We start from the raw sequence: 21,297 nt of genomic DNA on the forward strand, positions 1-21,297 counted from the left end.
AAAAGAAATTAGCATAGCTCTTTTGAAAATAAAAAAATTAATATAATATGGAAAAAATTTTATTTCATAAACGTTTCATAAAAGGTATGTAATCTAGTATTTAGGCAACACTATTTTGTCACTGGTGTCTAGTAACTTATAGATTGATAATTTTACTAGTAAACGTAATTCTTCGCTTTAAGAGTTAAATGTCTATTTATTGTAAGCTAAATTGGGAGGTGAACTTATGTAAAATTAGATAGGTACTGTCAAGTACGGGATGATTATTGAAACAGCCAGTATGCATCATAAAATCTGTATTGCTTAATAACTATTTCCTTAACCAGACATCAGTTCATTGTTTATCATCGCTACCCTAAGTCTAGTTTTTTCAATAGAGCATTAGGTAGTTTTTGATAATAAAACTATATAAACATGAGAATTAGATTTCGTATCGCATTCTTCATAATGAGTTATTTGAGATTTTCCTTTGAATAAATAGATACGAAATTCAGTAACTTCATATATAAACAGCTCTATCATTGAGATAGTTTGTCAAATGAAGAAATTTTAATGGAAATAGTTTTAAAAACATTAGTTGTAGGCGATGTAAAAATATTAATCCAGTGGATGCAATAGTTGCGGAGTAAAAATAGAGAGGAGTAATTAGGAAGTGATAAAAAATGCTATAGCATATATTACCAGAAAAAAAAATAGAACACTTATTATATTTGCTATTTTAACAATTGTTCTTTCTTGCTTGTATTCATGTTTAACAATAATGAAATCAAGTAATGAAATAGAAAAGGCTTTATATGAAAGTTCTAATTCTTCAATATCAATTACAAAAAAAGATGGTAAATATTTTAATATTAATCAATTTAAGAATATTGAAAAAATAAAAGAGGTTGAAGAAAAAATATTTCAATATGATGGATTAGCAAAATTGAAAGATCTTAAAGTAGTTAGTGGTAAGCAAAGTATAAATAGAGAAGATTTATCTGACGAATTTAAAAATGTTGTTTCACTAGAAGCTACAAGTAATACTAAAAGAAATCTTTTATTTAGTAGTGGAGTATTTAGTTTTAAAGAAGGAAAAAATATAGAAGAAAATGATAAGAATTCAATTCTTGTTCATGAAGAATTTGCTAAACAAAACAAACTAAAATTGGGTGATGAAATTGATCTTGAATTACTAGATACGGAAAAAAGTGGAAAAATAAAAAGTCATAAATTTAAAATTATAGGAATCTTTTCTGGTAAAAAACAGGAAACATATACAGGATTATCATCTGATTTTAGCGAAAATATGGTTTTTGTAGATTATTCAACTAGCCAAGAAATATTAAATAAATCAGAGAATAATAGAATTGCAAATAAAATTTTAATGTATTCTGGTAGTTTAGAATCTACAGAGCTTGCCTTAAACAAATTGAAAGACTTTAAAATTGATAAGTCAAAGTATTCTATTAAGAAAGATAATAAAGCATTCGAAGAGTCTTTAGAGTCAGTGAGTGGAATAAAACATATAATTAAAATAATGACTTATTCGATTATGTTAGGTGGAATAGTTGTTCTTTCATTAATCTTGATTCTATGGTTAAGAGAAAGAATTTATGAAATAGGTATATTTTTATCTATTGGAACAACTAAGATACAAATTATAAGGCAATTTATATTTGAGTTAATATTCATATCAATACCAAGTATAATATCCTCCTTATTTTTAGGGAATCTACTATTAAAAGTAATTGTAGAAGGATTTATTAACTCAGAGAACTCAATGATTTTCGGTGGAAGTTTAATAAATAAAAGCAGTTTTATGTTAAACATAACAACACTTGCAGAAAGTTATTTAATATTAATAAGTATTATTGTTTTATCAGTTGTAATGGCCTCTTCATTAATATTATTTAAGAAACCAAAAGAAATATTATCAAAAATAAGTTAGGAGCAAATAATGGATATATTAGAAATAAAGAATGTAAATTACAGTTACGCAAATTCTAAAGAAAAAGTTTTGTCAGGAGTAAATCAAAAATTTGAACTTGGAAAGTTTTATGCGATAGTAGGGAAGTCAGGAACAGGAAAATCCACACTTCTTTCCTTACTTGCAGGACTTGATAAAGTTCAAACAGGAAAAATCTTGTTTAAGAATGAAGATATAGAAAAGAAAGGATATAGTAATCACAGAAAAAATAATATATCTTTGGTATTTCAAAATTATAATTTAATAGATTATTTATCGCCGATTGAAAATATTAGACTAGTAAATAAATCAGTAGATGAGAGTATCTTGTTCGAATTAGGTTTAGATAAAAAACAAATAAAAAGAAATGTTATGAAATTATCTGGTGGTCAGCAACAAAGGGTAGCTATTGCTAGGGCACTGGTATCAGATGCCCCAATAATACTAGCTGATGAGCCTACCGGTAACCTAGACAGTGTTACTGCTGGAGAAATAATTAATATATTAAAGGAATTAGCTCAAGATAGAAATAAATGTGTAATAGTTGTAACACATAGTAAGGAAGTAGCAGATTCTGCGGATATCATTTTAGAACTAAGTGGTAAAAAGTTGAAAAAAGTAAATAAAATGAATTTGGAGGTTGAATAATGATAAAAAATGCATTTGCTTATGTAACTAGAAAAAGCTTAAAATCATTAATTATTATATTAGTTATTCTATCAATGGCAACTTTAAGCATCATTAGTTTATCTATTAAAGATGCCACAGATAGAGCTTCTAAGGAAACATTTGCTAATATAACAAACAGTTTTTCTATGGAAATAAATAGACAAGTAAATCCAGGAACACCTAGGGGTGGAGGAAATGTAAAAGGTGAAGATATTAAAAAGATATCTCAAACAAACAGTATAGACTCCTATGTAAAAAGAATAAACAGCGTCGCAGACCTAGTTGATCATGATATAATTGAAACTCAAGATACACTTGCAAATCAATCACCTGAAAGAGCAAAGAATTTTAAGAGAACAGTTATGTTAACAGGGGTTAATGACTCAGCAAAAGAAACAAAATTTGTATCAGAAGCATATAAGTTAGTAGAAGGAAAGCATTTAGAAAATAAAGATAAAAATAAAATTTTAATGCATAAAGATTTGGCAAAAAAAAACAATCTCAAAGTTGGAGATAAAATAAAAATAAAATCTAATTTGTTTGATGCTGACAATGAAAAAGTTGCAAATGAAACTGTAGAAGTAGAAATTAAAGGTTTATTTGATGGTCATAATAGCGGTGGGGTAAGTGCAGCACAAGAACTATACGAAAATACACTAATCACTGACGTTCATTCAGCTGCTAAAGTTTATGGTAATACAGAAGATACAGCCGTATACCAAGATGCAACATTCTTTGTAAAAGGTGATAAGAATCTTGATAGTGTAATAAAAGATCTTGGGAAACTAGATATAAATTGGAGAGAATATAATTTGATTAAAAGTTCATCAAATTATCCTGCGCTGCAACAATCTATATCCGGTATCTATTCTATTTCAAACAAATTATTTGTTGGCTCATTAATATTTGCAGGAGTTGTAGTTTCATTATTACTTTTCTTATGGATGAATGCCAGAAAGAAAGAAATAGCAGTATTACTATCATTAGGTATATCTAAATTAGAAATTTTTGGTCAATTTATAATCGAGATGGTATTTATATCCATTCCCGCACTTCTTGGATCTTATTTCTTAGCTCAATATACAGCTGATAAGCTAGGGAATAATATATTGAATAAAGTTACTGGCGATATAGCTAAACAAATAGCTAGACAATCTGCATCTAGTCAATTAGGCGGGGGGGCAGAAGCTGAAGGATTCAACAAGACTCTTTCAGGTTTAGATATAAATGTATTACCTAAATTCATAATTTATGTAGTTATATTTATGAGTTTTGTACTTCTTGTATCATTGATTCTTTCTTCAATTTATACATTAAGAAAGAATCCAAAAGAGTTATTAATTGATAATAATTAAAATTTTCGGTGATTTATATCACCGAATGTTTTTTGACTTATAAAAATCAAATAATATACTGTATAATATTATGTATAGATTTAAATGGAGGTATCTATGAAAATATTAACTGTTGAAGATGATAAGTTGATAAGAGAGGGAATAAGTGAATACCTTTCAGAATTTGGATATACTGTTATTCAGGCTAAAGATGGAAGGGAAGCCTTGTCAAAATTTAATAGTGATATAAACTTGGTTATCTTAGACATTCAGATACCTTTTATAAATGGTTTAGAAGTGTTGAAAGAAATTAGAAAGAAAAGCAATTTACCAATTCTAATTTTGACTGCATTTAGTGATGAAGAATATAAAATTGATGCATTTACTAATTTAGTAGATGGATATGTAGAAAAACCATTTTCATTGCCTGTTTTAAAGGCTAGAATAGATTCTTTAATTAAGAAGAATTTTGGACATTTAGAGAAGTTTGAATATAAGAATCTTTCGGTAAATTTTAATAGTTATACAGCTAAAATAAATGATGAAAAAATAGATGTAAATGCAAAAGAACTCGAAATACTAAAATGTTTATTGGATAATGATGGACAAGTTTTAACAAGAATGCAAATTATTGATTATGTCTGGAAGGATAGCGAAGAGATCCCTTATGATCGAGTAGTAGATGTATATATAAAAGAACTTAGAAAAAAATTACAATTAGACTGTATAACTACTATAAGAAATGTAGGATATAAATTGGAGAGAAAATGAAGAAATTAAAAATATTCCCAAAAATGTTCATACAAATATTTTCTATTCTTGGAATACTAATTATATTAGTTCATTCATTATTCTTTTTTATCTTTCCTAAAACATATTTGGAGACGAGGAAAGTAAAAATCCACATTATGGCAGATGAAATTTCTAAAAATATGAATGGAAAAGAGTTAAAATATTTAGACCAAACTTTGGAGCTTTATTCTAAAAGTAGTGACATAAAGGTATTTATAAAAAAAAATAATAACAAAAATGAATTACAAATAAATGATAATATAAATGTTAATGTAAAAAGTGATAGTAATTCTTTAATAATTGAAGAAAGGGAAATTAAACTTCATGATGGCAAAAAAATACATCTTCAATTTGTTTCAACAGCTGATATGCAAAAAGACGCGAAAGACTTGAGCCTTAAGTTTTTACCATATTCTTTATCGATATCATTTCTTTTTTCCATTGTTATTTCTTTAATTTATGCTAAATCTATAAAAAACAATATACAAGAAATAACTATGGTTACTGATAAAATGATAAAACTTGACAAAGAAACAAGATTGAAAATTAGTTCTAATGATGAAATTGGACAACTAAAACAGCAAATCAATGACTTATATTGTGCTTTATTGAATACAATTAATGATTTGGAATTTAAAAATAAGGAAATTTTAAAGTTAGAAAAATTGAAATATGATTTTTTTAAGGGGGCGTCCCACGAACTTAAAACTCCTCTTTCCAGCCTAAAGATATTACTTGAGAATATGAAATATAATATCGGAAAATATAAAGATAGAGACTTTTATATCAGTGAGTGTATTAATATTGTAGATAACTTAACAAAGAATGTCTCGCAAATATTATCTTTTTATTCTATAAAAGACTTGAATAATGATGAAGAATATTTAAATGTTGGTGATACATTAGATGAAGTATTAGAAAAATACTCTATCTTAGTAAATCAAAAAAAAATAAATATTAATAAGGAATTATTAGACTATAATATTTATATAGGAAAAACGGCACTAAATATTGTATTTTCTAATTTGATTAGCAATGCAGTAAAATATACTAATCGAAATGGAATAATTAATATCAAAATAGCTAATGATTGGTTACTTATAGAAAACTCATATGATAAAAATAAAATTTTAGATGCTAGTTTTGATCTAAAATTGGATAATAGTAATGGATTAGGATTAAATATAGTAAAGAATATACTTAATAAGTATAATATAAAGTATGAAATATTACATGGTGAAAATTATTTTATATTTAAAATAAAAATAATCTCTTGAGTAATAATCATACTATTGGACTAATGTCAAATAAGTAGACAGAAAACCGTGTTATTTTATTGCGTTAAAATAATTTTCTTCTTTCTGATTAGGGGTTAGTCCTAGATTAGCCGTATGTGGGATGTAATTGTTATAAAAATTCTCAATGTATTCAAAGCAGTCTAATTGAACCTGTTTGATATTTTGATAATTTTTTTGGTTGATTTGTCTATGCTTTAAATACTTGAAAAATGCTTCAGTTACGGCATTATCATAAGGATATCTAGGTTTAGAAAAAGAATGCATGATATTGTTGTCATCAATTATTTTTCTAAATTCCCTGGCCTTAAATTGTGACCCTTGGTCGGAATGAAAGAGAAGTGTTCCTTCAATCTTTCTTTTATTAAGAGCTAATTCTAGAGTGTCACATGCTAACTTTGCATCCATACGATGACTCAATTTCCAAGCAATATATTTTCTAGAATAGAGATCAATTATTGCGCAGAGATAGACATATTTCTTATATCCAATAGAAATATAGGTGAAGTCAGTAGACCATACTTGATTAGGTTTATCAGGATTAAATTTCTGGTTGAGTAAGTTTTGAGGATACGTTTTTTGAGTCTTTTTAAGAGCTGTTTTTGTCTTAACGGTAGCCATTTTAGGGAGCGCCATATTCTTCATCAGACGGTAAATTCTTCCTTCAGAGATTTTTGTGTCTTTTAAAACAGGTTATAACACACAAAGTGTTGTCTATTTTTATAGTATACATCCATACTCGCATAACCATGAGATAATCACTAAAACAAGAGTCGCCTGACACTAGCGACTCTTGTTTTTATTTGCTAAAGAAAGATATAGATGTTATGATTAATAAAAATAATAAGGAGGTGCAGTATGTCACAAGAAAAACTAAAATCAAAATTAGATCAAGCAAAAGGTGGTGCTAAAGAAGGCTTTGGCAAAATAACCGGTGATAAAGAGTTAGAAGCAAAAGGATTTATCGAAAAAACAATTGCTAAAGGCAAAGAACTAGCAGATGATGCTAAAGATGCTGTCAAAGAAAAACTGAAGTAACAAATAACCGCTCATTTAACGAGCGGTTATTTGTTATCTTTTTGTCTATCAGAACAGATATAGATGAGTTTAAAGAAGCGATTGATAAAGGCTATATTTCAGGGAACACAGTAGCGATAGTGCGTAAAAACGGAAAGATATTTGATTATGTGTTACTACACGAAGAAGTGAGAGAAGAAGAGGTTGTTACAGTTGAGAGAGTGCTTGATGTACTGAGGAAGTTATCATAATAACGGACCAAAATTCGCCCCAAAAAGTATTTTAAAATAGAATAAAATAAAAAAATATGCTTTTTATTATGGATGTATCGTGTATTTTAACCTTTAATATATCCTATTTTAATGGTAGAGAAGTTGGCAGGGGACATATTAAAACCTTTTTTGAGATGTTAGGAAGGATTTTATTCTTTAGACTAGTGTTGAGAAAATAACAAAACTTAAATAAGATTATTTAAGTTTTGTTTAAGGTGAACTTTGTATACTTTAAATATCCTAAATAAACTTTTCTTTTCATGTTCTTTGTTTTACTGATGAAGAACAATCTCCTAATATTTGCAACTCATAATGATTTGAGTTGCATTTTTTATTGCAAAAAATATAAGTCAGATTCTGAAAAAATGTTATAATAATTACCATGAATAAAAAAGGAAGTCCTATGTCACAAAAATCAAACTATTTTAAAGGGCAAATTGATTATGCTGTTGTGATACCAGTATTTTTTTTATTAATGATTGGTTTAGCCTCAATTTATGTTGCAACGATGAATGATTATCCTTCTAATATCTATATCGCGATGTTTCAGCAGGTGTCTTGGATTATTATGGGGTGTATTATTGCATTTGTCGTTATGCTTTTCAGTACTGAATTTTTATGGAAAGCCACGCCCTATCTGTATGCTTTAGGACTAACCCTAATGGTTCTTCCCTTAATTTTTTATAGTCCACAGCTTTTTGCGGCAACAGGTGCTAAAAATTGGGTGACCATTGGCTCGGTAACTTTGTTTCAACCGTCAGAGTTTATGAAGATTTCCTATATTTTAATGTTATCTCGAATAACTGTTAGTTTTCATCAGAAAAATCGCAAAACTTTTCAAGATGATTGGAAGTTGCTAGGATTGTTTGGTTTGGTTACATTGCCAGTGATGATTCTTCTAATGTTACAAAAAGATTTAGGAACAGCATTAGTTTTCCTTGCCATTTTGTCAGGTTTAATCCTTTTATCGGGCATATCTTGGTGGATAATCTTGCCAATTTTATCTACTATCGTTCTTTTTATAGCTAGCTTTTTGATGATTTTTATCTCACCAAACGGCAAGGAATGGTTTTATAATTTGGGGATGGATACATATCAAATCAACCGTTTATCTGCTTGGATTGATCCATTTAGTTTTGCAGACTCAATTGCTTATCAACAAACACAGGGTATGGTATCAATTGGAAGTGGCGGGGTAACAGGTAAAGGTTTTAATATTTTAGAGCTCTCGGTTCCTGTTCGTGAAAGTGACATGATTTTTACTGTCATTGCTGAGAATTTTGGCTTCATTGGTTCGGCGATTGTTTTAGGGTTATATCTCATTATCATTTACCGTATGTTAAGGATCACCATTGAATCTAATAATCAATTTTATACTTTTATATCAACTGGTTTTATCATGATGATTGTTTTCCATGTTTTTGAAAATATTGGTGCAGCAGTTGGTATATTACCTCTAACAGGAATCCCACTTCCGTTTATTTCGCAAGGTGGAAGTTCATTACTAAGTAATCTTATTGGAATTGGATTGGTCTTATCCATGTCTTATCAAAATACAGTTCGTCAGGCCAAGGCTAATGGATCACATTTGAAGTATCGTAGTATATAACAAAAAAAGGTTGGAAAGATAATCCAGCCTTTTAATAATCGAAATATTTTAGAGGAGTGAGTTAATTAAGTAAGGTGGTAGCTATAAAAAATCGTAATAATATGATATAATAAAGGGCATGAATTATCATGATTATATTTGGGATTTGGGTGGTACACTACTTGATAATTACGAAAGTTCCACACGTGCTTTTGTAGAGACTTTGAAAGAATTTGGATATCAAGCAGACCACGATAGTGTGTATCAAAAATTAAAAGAGTCAACAGCAGATGCAATTGCATATTTTATCCCTGAAGAAGCTGATTTTTTAAAAGAGTATAAGGCTAATGAAGCTAAGGTTTTGGAAACACCAATTCTATTCCAAGGGGCAAAAGAACTTTTAGCGAAAATTCAAAGACAAGGTAGTCGTAATTTTTTGGTGTCTCATCGTGATAATCAAGTTATAGTTATTCTGGAAAAAACAGAAATTATTGACTATTTTACAGAAGTAGTGACTGCTGATAACGGCTTTTCAAGGAAACCTAGTCCCGAGAGTATGCTTTATTTGAAAGAAAAATACCAAATTGATAATTGTTTAGTAATAGGCGATCGTGATATAGATAAGCAAGCAGGAGAATCGGCTGGTTTTGATACCTTATTAGTCGATGGGTCAAAATCATTGATGGAGATAATAGAGTAAATGACAGAAGAAACAAAGAATATGGAACAACGTGCTCAAGAATATGACGCAAGTCAGATTCAAGTATTAGAAGGTTTAGAAGCTGTTCGCATGCGTCCAGGCATGTATATCGGTTCGACTTCGAAAGAAGGGCTTCATCACCTTGTATGGGAAATTGTTGATAACTCAATTGATGAAGCCTTAGCTGGATTTGCAGGACATATTAAAGTTTACATTGAACCAGATAACTCTATTACAGTTGTTGATGATGGTCGCGGTATTCCGGTAGATATCCAAGAAAAAACTGGAAGACCAGCTGTAGAGACAGTTTTTACAGTTCTCCATGCCGGTGGTAAATTTGGTGGTGGCGGATACAAGGTTTCTGGTGGCTTACATGGTGTAGGGTCATCTGTTGTTAATGCATTGTCAACACAATTAGATGTCAAGGTTTATAAAAATGGCAAGGTTCATTATCAAGAATACCAACGCGGTGTTGTTGTTAATGATCTTGAAATTATCGGTGATACTGACTTATCAGGAACAACAGTTCACTTTACGCCTGACCCAGAAATTTTCACTGAAACCACTGTATTTGATTTTGATAAATTAGCCAAACGTATTCAGGAATTAGCTTTTTTAAATCGTGGACTAAGAATCTCCATTTCAGACAAGCGAGAAGGTCAAGAAGTTGAAAAAGAATATCACTATGAAGGTGGTATAGGTTCATACGTTGAGTTTATCAATGAGAACAAAGAAGTGATTTTTGAAAATCCTATTTATACTGACGGTGAATTAGATGGTATTTCAGTTGAAGTAGCAATGCAGTATACTACTGGATATCAAGAGACTGTTATGAGTTTTGCAAATAACATCCACACTCATGAAGGAGGAACGCACGAACAAGGATTTCGTACTGCCTTGACACGTGTGATTAATGATTACGCTAAAAAGAATAAGATTCTCAAAGAAAATGAAGATAATTTAACTGGAGAAGATGTTCGTGAAGGTTTAACAGCAGTTATATCTGTTAAACATCCAAATCCACAATTTGAAGGACAAACTAAAACAAAACTTGGAAATTCTGAAGTTGTTAAAATTACAAATCGTCTCTTTAGCGAAGCTTTCAATCGATTCCTATTAGAAAATCCACAAGTAGCTAAGAAGATTGTTGAAAAAGGAATTTTGGCATCTAAAGCCCGTATTGCAGCAAAACGGGCGCGTGAAGTAACACGTAAAAAGTCAGGCTTAGAGATTTCAAACTTACCTGGGAAACTGGCTGATTGCTCATCTAATAATGCTGAGATGAATGAACTTTTTATAGTGGAGGGAGATTCTGCGGGAGGGTCTGCAAAATCAGGACGTAATCGTGAGTTTCAAGCAATTTTACCGATTAGGGGTAAGATTCTAAACGTTGAAAAAGCTACAATGGATAAAATTTTAGCAAACGAAGAAATCCGAAGTCTCTTCACAGCTATGGGAACTGGATTTGGTGCAGATTTTGATGTATCAAAAGTCAGATATCAAAAATTAGTCATTATGACTGATGCCGATGTTGATGGAGCTCACATCAGAACTTTACTTTTAACTCTGATTTATCGTTTTATGCGACCTGTTTTGGAAGCAGGATATGTTTATATCGCTCAACCACCAATCTATGGTGTCAAAGTAGGAAGTGAGATTAAAGCTTATATTCAGCCAGGGGTCAATCAAGAAGAGGAATTACGTCAAGCTCTAGATACCTATAGTTCAGGACGTTCAAAACCTACTGTACAACGTTACAAAGGTCTAGGTGAGATGGATGACCATCAACTTTGGGAAACAACAATGGATCCTGAAAACCGCTTGATGGCACGTGTCTCAGTTGATGATGCAGCAGAAGCAGATAAGATTTTCGATATGCTAATGGGAGATCGAGTAGAACCACGACGTGAATTCATTGAAGCTAATGCTGTTTATAGTAACTTAGATATCTAGTCCAAAGATAGCTTTGAAAAACAGTTCAAGTATGCTATAATCTTAACGTTATAGTAGATTTTTAGAAAATTAGACCATTATAAGGAGAGTTGAATGTCGAGCGGAATCATATTGCTGCTTGTGGCTATAGTCCTGCTTGTGATTATTGCCTACGTAGTCGGCGTCGTAATAAGAAAACGTAATGATACATTAATTGCAAACTTAGAAACTAGAAAACAAGAGTTAGTTGACCTTCCTGTGCAAGAGGAGATTGAGCAAGTCAAATTGCTTCATTTGATTGGCCAAAGTCAATCAACTTTTAGAGAATGGAACCAAAAATGGACTGATTTATCAACTAATTCATTTAAAGATATTGATTTTCATTTAGTTGAAGCTGAAAATCTTAATGATTCATTTAATTTTGTGCGTGCTAAGCACGAGATTGATAATGTTGATAGTCAGCTAACTATTATAGAAGAAGATATTGTTTCGATTCGTGAAGCTTTAGAAGTTTTAAAAGAGCAAGAAGAGAAAAATAGTGCCCGTGTAACACATGCTTTGGACCTATACGAAACACTTCAAAAATCAATTTCTGAAAAAGAAGATAATTACGGGACAACCATGCCAGAAATTGAAAAGCAGTTGAAAAATATCGAGGCTGAATTTTCACATTTTGTGACCTTAAACTCAACTGGTGACCCGATTGAAGCTTCTGAAGTTTTGAATAAAGCAGAGGAGCATACGATTGCTTTAGGGCAAATTACAGAACAAATTCCAGCTATTGTTGCTAAATTAGAAGACGATTTTCCAGATCAGTTAGATGATTTGGAGACAGGATATCGTCGTCTTTTAGAGGAAAACTACCATTTCCCTGAAAAGGATATTGAACAACGTTTTCAAGAAGTTCGTGAGGCTATTCGTTCGAATTCAGATGGTTTAGTTAGTTTGGATCTAGATCGTGCTCGCGATGAAAATGAACATATTCAAGAAAAAATTGATAAACTTTATGATATTTTTGAACGTGAGATTGCTGCTTATAAAGTAGCTCATAAGGATAGTAAAATTATTCCTCAATTCCTTGCTCATGCAAAATCTAACAATGAACAACTGGGGCATGAAATCAAACGATTATCTGCTAAATATATCTTAAATGAAAATGAAAGCTTAAGTTTACGTTCCTTCACAAATGATTTGGAAGAAATTGAAACAAAGGTTTTACCTTCTGTAGAAAATTTTGGTCAAGAAGCTTCACCTTATACTCATCTACAAATTTTATTTGAGCGTACGTTGAAAACATTGACTACTGTTGAAGAAAATCAAATGGAAGTTTTTGAAGCCGTTAAAACTATTGAAAGCGTTGAGACACGAGCACGCCAAAATATGGATAAGTATGTTAACAAGCTCCATATGATTAAACGTTTCATGGAAAAACGCAATCTTCCAGGAATCCCGCAAGACTTCTTAAGCACTTTCTTTACAACAAGTTCTCAAATTGAGGCACTTATTAATGAACTCAGTCGCGGTCGTATTGATATTGAGGCTGTTTCACGTTTAAATGATGTGACTACAAATGCTATCGCTAATTTAGAGCAAGCTACATATCTAGTTGTTCAAGATGCGACTCTCACAGAGCAGTTACTACAGTATTCAAACCGTTATCGTAGTTTTGAACAAAATGTGCAAAAGAGCTTTGAACAAGCTTTGTACTTATTTGAAGTTGAACATAACTATAAAGCATCTTTCGATGAAATTTCATACGCACTTGAGACTGTGGAACCAGGTGTAACTGACCGTTTTGTGACGTCTTATGAAAAGACACAAGAACGTATTCGTTTCTAAAAAAGAAGAGTTAGTACTCTTCTTTTTTTAATTGCTATCTATGAAAGGTGCTAATTTTAAGGTACAATAGTAAAAAAGTTTTGGAGGTTTTAAATGATTAAAGGTTTGTTAGTCATGGACGTTGATTCAACCTTAATAATGGAAGAAGCTATTGATTTATTAGCTATTGAAGCAGGGGTGGGGAAACAGGTTGCTGCACTGACTGACGCTGCAATGCGTGGCGAGTTAGATTTTGAAGAAGCTTTGAAGAAAAGAGTAGCGCTACTTAAAGGTTTGCCTGTTACTATTTTGACAGATATATTATCCTCAATACATTTTACTCCAGGGGCTTATGAATTGATTAAAGAGTGTCACAAGCGTCAGATGAAAGTTGGTCTTGTATCAGGAGGTTTTCACGAGACGATTGATATCTTAGCTAAGCAATTACAAGTTGATTATGTCAAAGCGAATCGTCTTGGTGTCAAAGGTGGTTTTCTCACTGGCGAAGTTGAGGGAGAGATTGTCACTAAAGAAGTGAAAAAAATAAAGTTAAAAGAGTGGGCTTCTGAAAATCACTTAGACCTTTCACAAACCATCGCAATGGGAGATGGTGCCAATGATTTACCAATGATCAAATCCGCTGGGGTAGGAATTGCTTTTTGTGCAAAACCAATTGTCAGAGAAGAAGCTGCGTATCAGATTAATGAAAAAAATTTGCTTAAGGTATTTGATATTATTGATGCAAATGAAAACTAGGCCTTTATTAAGCCTAGTTTTTAGATTAAGGATTTTAAGAGTTTTATTTGAGAGGGTATTAATTTGTTTTTAGATAAAAATAAATCAATATATTCTGGTTTTAACCAGATATAGTCAACGGTCTCTCCTTCTTGCAATGTAATTATATCTTTTGCACCATTATATTTTGCGATAAAATGGTCTACAAAGTAAGAACGCTCAGAGAACCACTCTCTATTAAGAAAGGTTAGACATTGAGGAACGATACCAGTTTCTTCTTTGAGTTCCCTTAGAATAGCTTGCTTAGCATTTTCTCCTTTAAGGGCAGATCCGCCAGCGGTGGCTTCGAAATAAGCAGGAAAAGCTTTCTTTTTAGGGTGCCGTTTCATCATCAATACGTCACCATCCTCATGAAAAAGGATAACATCAACAACTAAGTGGAATAAGCCTTGTGGGATATTTTGATCCCTATTAAGTGTAAGACCTGTAATGAACCCATATTGGTCATAAGCATCCCAAATTTCCATTAGACCTCCTTGTTATTTTTGACTAAAGAAATGTTGCCATAGACTTTTTTTAGGAGACTCCTCTTTTTTTGGTGAATTGAATAAATCAGGGAATTGTGTCTCAAAATCGTTCCATTCAACGTTTTCAGCCTTATCACTATGTATAATAATACCAAATGGAGAATTGGCATTTGCTTCATTAACAATCGTAGCAGCTAGTGATAGACGGTTAGCTAACTTCATGTAGAACATTTGAACATCAGTAGGGAGATTTGGTGATAATTTTAAACTAAGATTAGGATATTCAAGTATCAGATTATTAAGAGCAGATGTTATAGCAAGTTGAAACTTTTCTTCTTGTGCCTCTTTTAAACTTAAGTGGAGCACAACTCTTTCTTTATAAGTACCAAGGTAGTAACGTTGTTGATCAGGATCAAGACGATTTTCACCACTTGCTTTTTGTAGGATTTTATTGTCAAGTTCAGTCATAATTTCTCCTTGAATTTGCTAATTTTATTATAACCTAAAAGGGTTGCATTAGCACAGGTAAACTTGAAAAGAATTAGTGATTTTTTTATCAAAAATCACGTAATAAAGCGGTTTCACTGGGTTTTTCCTTGTTATTAACTAAAGATTATGATATTATGAATATGTAAAAAATTAAAACTCATAAGGAGAGTATTGTAATGTCAATTATTACTGATGTTTACGCACGCGAAGTCCTTGACTCACGCGGTAACCCAACACTTGAAGTAGAAGTTTATACAGAATCAGGTGCTTTCGGACGTGGTATGGTTCCTTCAGGAGCTTCTACTGGTGAACACGAAGCAGTTGAACTTCGTGACGGCGACAAGTCTCGTTACGGTGGTCTTGGAACACAAAAAGCTGTTGACAACGTAAACAACGTTATTGCAGAAGCAATCATTGGTTATGATGTACGCGACCAACAAGCTATCGACCGTGCTATGATCGCTCTTGACGGAACTCCTAATAAAGGTAAATTAGGTGCAAATGCTATTCTTGGTGTTTCTATTGCCGTAGCACGTGCTGCAGCTGATTACCTTGAAGTACCACTTTACAGCTACCTTGGTGGATTCAACACTAAAGTTCTTCCAACTCCAATGATGAACATCATCAACGGTGGTTCTCACTCAGACGCTCCAATCGCATTCCAAGAATTCATGATTATGCCAGTTGGTGCACCAACTTTCAAAGAAGCACTTCGTTGGGGTGCTGAAGTATTCCATGCTCTTAAGAAAATCCTTAAAGAACGTGGTCTTGAAACAGCTGTTGGTGATGAAGGTGGATTTGCACCTAAATTTGAAGGTACTGAAGATGGTGTAGAAACTATTCTTAAAGCTATTGAAGCAGCTGGTTACGAAGCTGGCGAAAATGGAATCATGATTGGTTTTGACTGTGCTTCATCAGAGTTCTACGATGCAGAACGTAAAGTATACGACTACAGTAAATTCGAAGGTGAAGGTGGAGCAGTTCGTACTGCTGCAGAACAAATCGATTACCTTGAAGAATTGGTTAACAAATACCCAATCATCACTATTGAAGATGGTATGGATGAAAACGACTGGGATGGTTGGAAAGCTCTTACAGAACGCCTTGGTGGACGTGTACAATTAGTTGGTGACGATTTCTTCGTTACAAATACTGATTACTTAGCACGTGGTATCAAAGAAGAAGCTGCTAACTCAATCCTTATCAAAGTTAACCAAATCGGTACTTTGACAGAAACTTTCGAAGCCATTGAAATGGCTAAAGAAGCAGGTTACACTGCGGTTGTATCACACCGTTCAGGTGAAACTGAAGATTCAACAATCGCTGATATCGCAGTTGCAACTAACGCTGGTCAAATTAAAACAGGTTCATTATCACGTACTGACCGTATTGCTAAATACAACCAATTACTTCGTATCGAAGACCAACTTGGTGAAGTTGCTCAATACAAAGGTATCAAATCATTCTACAACTTAAAAAAATAGTCTCAGATTATTAAACAGTTGAAAATATAATAAAAACCATCTTGCATATGCAAGATGGTTTTTATGTACACATTATAATAATAGAATTGATTTGATAATAAACAGTTCTACCATTGCAATCCAGCAGCAGCGATTTCTGCTTTTGAAGCGTATTGTCCATTTGGACGATGCCACCTCCCTCTATAGTCACGTTTGTAGCCTTGACTAGTTTGTTCTTGTACTAGAGTTTCTTGTTTTTTCTGAGTTTCAGCTGCGAGCCTTGCTTGCTCCTCTTCTTGCTTCCTTTGAGCTTCAGCAGCAAGCCTTGCTTGTTCTTCTTCCAGTTTTTTCTGAGTTTCAGCAGCAGCTTTTTCCTCTTCAGCTTTCTTTTCTGCAAGTCGTTTTTCTTCTTCGTGCTTAGCGATAAGTTTTCTTTGTTCTTTAGCTGATAAGACAGTATTTTGAGCCTTTCCGCTGAGGTAGTCAATGGTAGCATTTGGTGAGGTATTCTCTAAGGTAACAGTGCTGATGCCGAATTGATCTTGAGTGGATTTGTTTCCGATAAAAATAGGTAATAATTTCCCAGTCTTATCAATACCAACATATTTTAATTCAATTTTTCTTGGAATTAGTTCATTATTTTGATAAATTGGTGTTACTTTATAATCTAAGTAGTAGTTTTTATGAGTCGAAAGCCAAGTCTTTAGTTGTTTTTCATAGAATAGCATGCTCTCAGGGTTAGATGAATTCGTGCTATTGTAGTTTCCAGTATTTAGCCAATTCGTCATTGGAACTAAATTCTTTCTTTCATTGTTTAGTCCACTAAATTGGTGGCAAATAAGACTGCCTCGGCTCATTAGCCAAGCTTTTTGAGTACCATCATTATAATAGAATTTAAAATTGTGCCATCCAACAGGGGTTGTTTTTAAACGTTTTACTCTCTTTTTCTTGGGTTCATCTTTAACTTTTAGCTGAATATGTGCGAATGTGGCACGACCTTTGTCATCCAACTCTCCTAAAACCAATTGTCGTTTGTGTTTAAAAGGTAAAGTACCATTCTCTTTTGTTTTATACTCTTGAGCAGTAACAATATTTTCTGTGGTATGATTTGTAGCTAGGTTTATTGGTGTGTAAAGCGAAATAACCGTTAGTAAGGTTGCAATTCCTAATTTTATAAACTGTTTTCTTTTCATCTGTTAACCTCTAAAATAACATAAAATAGTAGCTGTTTATTTTTAAATGCATTCTGAAAATTAAAATGTGATTTTTGTAACAATATTATAACATAATGATGTATGACATGTGAAGTTAATTTATAAAAGATGTTACAGCTATATAGAGGAGCTATAGTATAAATAAAAAATTCAAAATATAGCATATATTATGATACAATAATAGCAAAATAGATTTTGGGAGTTATCATGAAATTACTGACTAATGCAAATACTCTCAAGGGAACCATCCGTGTTCCTGGCGATAAATCAATAAGTCACAGGGCTATTATTTTTGGGAGTATATCTCAGGGAGTTACCCGAATTGTTGATGTCTTAAGAGGCGAGGATGTTTTATCAACTATAGAGGCTTTTAAACAAATGGGGGTTCTAATTGAAGACGATGGCGAGATAATCACTATCTATGGCAAAGGATTTGCAGGTTTAACACAACCGAATAATCTCTTAGACATGGGAAACTCTGGTACTTCAATGCGTCTGATAGCAGGTGTGTTAGCTGGTCAAGAGTTTGAAGTGACGATGGTTGGAGACAATAGTTTGTCAAAGAGACCTATGGATCGTATAGCATTGCCTTTAAGCAAAATGGGAGCTAGAATTTCGGGAGTAACTAACCGTGATTTACCACCATTAAAACTTCAAGGTACAAAAAAATTAAAACCTATTTTTTACCATTTACCCGTAGCTTCTGCACAAGTAAAATCAGCTTTAATTTTTGCGGCTTTACAAACTAAGGGAGAATCTCTCATTGTAGAAAAAGAGCAAACAAGGAATCATACTGAGGACATGATTCGGCAATTTGGTGGACATTTGGATATTAAAGATAAAGAAATTCGACTCAATGGCGGTCAGAGCTTAGTAGGACAAGATATAAGAGTTCCTGGTGATATTTCGAGTGCTGCCTTTTGGATAGTAGCGGGTCTTATTATTCCTAACAGTCATATTATTTTAGAAAACGTAGGTATAAACGAGACACGAACTGGAATCCTTGATGTCGTCAGTAAAATGGGTGGAAAAATTAAGTTATCTTCGGTTGATAATCAAGTAAAATCAGCAACCCTTACAGTTGATTACTCTCATCTACAAGCTACTCATATTTCTGGGGCTATGATTCCACGTCTGATTGATGAATTACCTATTATTGCTCTTTTAGCAACACAAGCTCAAGGCACCACAGTCATAGCAGATGCTCAGGAATTAAAGGTGAAAGAGACAGATCGGATTCAGGTCGTTGTCGAATCGCTAAAACAGATGGGTGCTGATATTACTGCTACAGCAGATGGTATGATTATACGTGGTAATACCCCTCTTCACGCTGCTTCACTTGATTGTCATGGAGATCATAGAATAGGAATGATGATAGCTATTGCTGCTCTCTTGGTCAAAGAAGGCGAAGTAGATTTATCTGGTGAAGAAGCTATTAATACAAGCTATCCTAACTTTTTAGAACATTTGGAGGGATTAGTTAATGCCTAAGGTATTATTGGGATTCATGGGAGTTGGCAAGACTAGTGTTGCCAACTGCTTAGAAAATGAAGTAATTGATATGGATAGTCTGATTGAAAAACATATTGGTATGTCAATTTCCCGATTTTTTACAGAAGAAGGAGAAGCCTCCTTTCGTGCTTTAGAATCTCAATTTTTAAACGAACTTTTAAAGAAAAAAAATGAAGGACTTGTGATAGCTAGTGGAGGAGGTATTGTACTCCTTGAAGAAAATCGTCGTCTTTTAACTTTAAATCGTCATAATAATATTCTTTTAACAGGAAGTTTTGAAGTCTTATATCATCGTATAAAAAAAGATGAGAAGAATAGAAGACCATTATTTTTAAACCATTCAAAAGAAGAATTTTATGATATTTATCAAAAACGCATGTTACTCTATAGTGGTTTGTCTGATATGATTATTGATACCGATTATCTTACACCACAAAAAATAGCTACTGTAATTGGAGAGTCACTGGTTAATTTATCTAACTAAGTTATCACAGTTTGGTAGTATGAACTATTATTATTGAAAGTAAATCACCTGAAAATATGTCAAGAAATAATTACGGTCAGCTAAATCATCATGAAGAGCTACGATATAACTATCTTTTAAAAAACATCCATTATCTTAATGAACGTGAAAAGATGGAATTTCAGTACCTTCATTATAAAAAAACAGCAGTACGACCACAGAGAAGGACAGAAAGTCCACCAACTAATTCTTATTATGAGGAACCTTATTCTGATTCTTATTATCAAGATGACGATTTTTACTCAGAGCCTCAGCTAACCTCACAAGGTTTACCAATTTATCAAGAAGAGAGAGCTCCGAAGAAGAAAAAACAAAGGGCCAGAAAAGAAAAACAGAGGGTGAAGGTTATGGCGCCTTTCCCTCCAAAGGCTATAACCCCCCCTAGAAAGAAAAAAAAATTTAAGGGTTTCCTAAAGTTCATAGGTATTATATTACTAATTGTTTTATCAGGTATGGTTTTCATGTTTGTTAAAGGAATGCGTGATGTGAATAATGGGAAGTCACATTATAGCCCTGCAATTATTGAAGATTTTAAGGGAAAAGATGCTGTTGATGGGACTAATATCTTAATTTTAGGTAGTGATAAACGTGTCAGCGAGAGATCTACTGATGCGAGAACAGATACCATAATGGTTGCTAATGTTGGTAACAAGGATAATAAGGTTAAGATGGTGAGTTTTATGCGAGATCTCTTAGTCAATATTCCTAATTATAGTACGGAAGGTTACTATGATATGAAATTAAATGCGTCTTTTAATTTGGGAGAACAAGATAATCATAAAGGAGCAGAGTATGTTCGACAAACGTTGAAAAATCATTTTGATATTGATATAAAATATTATGTTATGGTTGACTTTGAGACATTTGCAGATGCTATTGATACACTGTTTCCTAATGGTGTCAAGATTAATGCTAAATTTGGACTTGTCGGTGGACAATCTGCTGATTCAGTTAAAGTTCCTGATGATTTAAGGATGAAAAATGGCGTTGTACCTAGCCAAAAAATTAAGGTTGGGATTCAGTACATGGATGGAAGGACCCTTCTAAATTATGCTCGTTTCAGAAAAGACGATGATGGGGACTTTGGTCGAACACAACGTCAACAACAAGTTATGAGAGCTATTGTCTCTCAAATAAAAGACCCACGTCGTCTCTTTACAGGTTCTGCTGCTATCGGTAAAGCCTATGCTTTAACTTCAAGTAATTTATCTTATAGCTTTGTCCTAACAGATGGCATTCCAATTTTATCAGATGCTAAAAATGGTATTAAGCAAATGACAATTCCAAGAGAAGGAGATTGGGTAGATGATTATGACCAGTATGGTGGTCAAGGGTTAACAATTGATTTTGCTAAGTACAAAAAGATCCTAAAGAAAATGGGACTGCGTTAACATTTTTAATTATGATATAATAGAGTGATTTATTGTCACTCTATTTTTATCTTTAGTGTATAAACTAAAGACTTCAAA

Annotated in this window: 19 protein-coding genes and 1 pseudogene; 16 read left to right on the forward strand and 4 right to left on the reverse strand. The window is 32.5% G+C overall.

Annotated elements, in window-relative coordinates; translation table 11 throughout:
* Positions 1-652: 652 nt before the first annotated feature.
* From QOR44_RS02985 to QOR44_RS03005, 5 genes are all read left to right on the forward strand, one after another.
* Positions 653-1,930 (forward strand): ABC transporter permease, encoded by a 1,278-nt coding sequence (locus QOR44_RS02985; protein WP_000594367.1) that lies wholly within the window; start codon positions 653-655, stop codon positions 1,928-1,930.
* A gap of 9 nt (positions 1,931-1,939) precedes the next feature.
* The gene (locus QOR44_RS02990) at positions 1,940-2,596 is read left to right on the forward strand and encodes an ABC transporter ATP-binding protein (RefSeq protein ID WP_000353149.1); all 657 of its coding nucleotides are present in this window, start codon (positions 1,940-1,942) and stop codon (positions 2,594-2,596) included.
* On the forward strand, positions 2,596-3,972 hold the full coding sequence (locus tag QOR44_RS02995; RefSeq protein WP_000594351.1) for an ABC transporter permease: 1,377 nt from the start codon (positions 2,596-2,598) through the stop codon (positions 3,970-3,972). The genes QOR44_RS02990 and QOR44_RS02995 overlap by 1 nt, the downstream gene beginning before the upstream one ends.
* Positions 3,973-4,068: 96 nt before the next feature.
* Positions 4,069-4,722, forward strand: coding sequence for a response regulator transcription factor (locus QOR44_RS03000; RefSeq protein WP_000699093.1), 654 nt, complete (start codon positions 4,069-4,071; stop codon positions 4,720-4,722).
* Positions 4,719-6,020 (forward strand): sensor histidine kinase, encoded by a 1,302-nt coding sequence (locus QOR44_RS03005; protein ID WP_000734168.1) that lies wholly within the window; start codon positions 4,719-4,721, stop codon positions 6,018-6,020. The genes QOR44_RS03000 and QOR44_RS03005 overlap by 4 nt, the downstream gene beginning before the upstream one ends.
* Before the next feature lie 51 nt (positions 6,021-6,071).
* On the opposite strand, the pseudogene QOR44_RS03010 reads toward QOR44_RS03005, so the two are convergent.
* Positions 6,072-6,719, reverse strand: a pseudogene (locus tag QOR44_RS03010) (IS3 family transposase); the annotation flags it as partial.
* Between the two features lie 177 nt (positions 6,720-6,896).
* Here QOR44_RS03010 and QOR44_RS03015 point away from each other — a divergent pair.
* From QOR44_RS03015 to serB, 7 genes are all read left to right on the forward strand, one after another.
* Positions 6,897-7,076, forward strand: a complete 180-nt coding sequence (locus tag QOR44_RS03015) for a CsbD family protein (RefSeq protein ID WP_000076709.1) — start codon at positions 6,897-6,899, stop codon at positions 7,074-7,076.
* Positions 7,077-7,117: 41 nt separating this feature from the next.
* Positions 7,118-7,306, forward strand: a complete 189-nt coding sequence (locus tag QOR44_RS03020) for a competence regulator inhibitor paratox (protein WP_000027835.1) — start codon at positions 7,118-7,120, stop codon at positions 7,304-7,306.
* Between the two features lie 424 nt (positions 7,307-7,730).
* Positions 7,731-8,936, forward strand: coding sequence for an FtsW/RodA/SpoVE family cell cycle protein (locus tag QOR44_RS03025; RefSeq protein ID WP_000078931.1), 1,206 nt, complete (start codon positions 7,731-7,733; stop codon positions 8,934-8,936).
* Between the two features lie 118 nt (positions 8,937-9,054).
* Complete coding sequence (locus QOR44_RS03030; protein WP_001106189.1) at positions 9,055-9,615, forward strand: HAD-IA family hydrolase; 561 nt, start codon at positions 9,055-9,057, stop codon at positions 9,613-9,615.
* Positions 9,616-11,568, forward strand: coding sequence for a DNA topoisomerase (ATP-hydrolyzing) subunit B (gene gyrB, locus QOR44_RS03035; RefSeq protein ID WP_000134196.1), 1,953 nt, complete (start codon positions 9,616-9,618; stop codon positions 11,566-11,568).
* A gap of 93 nt (positions 11,569-11,661) precedes the next feature.
* On the forward strand, positions 11,662-13,386 hold the full coding sequence (ezrA, locus tag QOR44_RS03040; RefSeq protein WP_000094341.1) for a septation ring formation regulator EzrA: 1,725 nt from the start codon (positions 11,662-11,664) through the stop codon (positions 13,384-13,386).
* A gap of 93 nt (positions 13,387-13,479) precedes the next feature.
* Positions 13,480-14,121: a phosphoserine phosphatase SerB gene (gene serB / locus QOR44_RS03045; RefSeq protein WP_000589685.1), complete on the forward strand. Its 642-nt coding sequence runs from the start codon at positions 13,480-13,482 to the stop codon at positions 14,119-14,121.
* Between the two features lie 20 nt (positions 14,122-14,141).
* Here serB and QOR44_RS03050 read toward each other — a convergent pair whose 3' ends face one another.
* Together QOR44_RS03050 and QOR44_RS03055 are read right to left on the reverse strand one after the other, a co-directional pair.
* A complete protein-coding gene (locus QOR44_RS03050) occupies positions 14,142-14,627 on the reverse strand; it encodes an NUDIX hydrolase (protein WP_000409124.1) in 486 nt (161 codons plus the stop codon).
* 12 nt (positions 14,628-14,639) lie between these two features.
* Positions 14,640-15,095, reverse strand: a complete 456-nt coding sequence (locus tag QOR44_RS03055) for a YueI family protein (protein ID WP_000137373.1) — start codon at positions 15,093-15,095, stop codon at positions 14,640-14,642.
* A gap of 197 nt (positions 15,096-15,292) precedes the next feature.
* On the opposite strand from QOR44_RS03055, the gene eno reads away from it, so the two are divergent.
* Positions 15,293-16,600 carry a surface-displayed alpha-enolase gene (gene eno / locus QOR44_RS03060; RefSeq protein ID WP_000022832.1) on the forward strand — a complete coding sequence of 436 codons (1,308 nt, stop codon included), beginning with the start codon at positions 15,293-15,295 and terminating at the stop codon, positions 16,598-16,600.
* A 107-nt stretch (positions 16,601-16,707) separates the two neighbouring features.
* On the opposite strand, the gene QOR44_RS03065 is transcribed toward eno, so the two are convergent.
* Positions 16,708-17,772, reverse strand: a complete 1,065-nt coding sequence (locus QOR44_RS03065) for a DNA/RNA non-specific endonuclease (RefSeq protein ID WP_141444630.1) — start codon at positions 17,770-17,772, stop codon at positions 16,708-16,710.
* Positions 17,773-18,000: 228 nt separating this feature from the next.
* Between QOR44_RS03065 and aroA the strand changes: the two genes are divergently transcribed.
* The 3 genes from aroA to QOR44_RS03080 are packed head-to-tail and all read left to right on the forward strand — an operon-like array spanning position 18,001 to position 21,219.
* Positions 18,001-19,284, forward strand: a complete 1,284-nt coding sequence (aroA, locus tag QOR44_RS03070) for a 3-phosphoshikimate 1-carboxyvinyltransferase (protein ID WP_000772014.1) — start codon at positions 18,001-18,003, stop codon at positions 19,282-19,284.
* On the forward strand, positions 19,277-19,789 hold the full coding sequence (locus QOR44_RS03075; protein ID WP_001127193.1) for a shikimate kinase: 513 nt from the start codon (positions 19,277-19,279) through the stop codon (positions 19,787-19,789). The genes aroA and QOR44_RS03075 overlap by 8 nt, the downstream gene beginning before the upstream one ends.
* Positions 19,790-19,845: 56 nt before the next feature.
* Complete coding sequence (locus QOR44_RS03080; protein WP_000089337.1) at positions 19,846-21,219, forward strand: LCP family protein; 1,374 nt, start codon at positions 19,846-19,848, stop codon at positions 21,217-21,219.
* Positions 21,220-21,297: the final 78 nt, after the last annotated feature.

The sequence above is a fragment of the Streptococcus agalactiae genome, assembly GCF_949788565.1.
Taxonomy (GTDB): Bacteria; Bacillota; Bacilli; order Lactobacillales; family Streptococcaceae; genus Streptococcus; species Streptococcus agalactiae.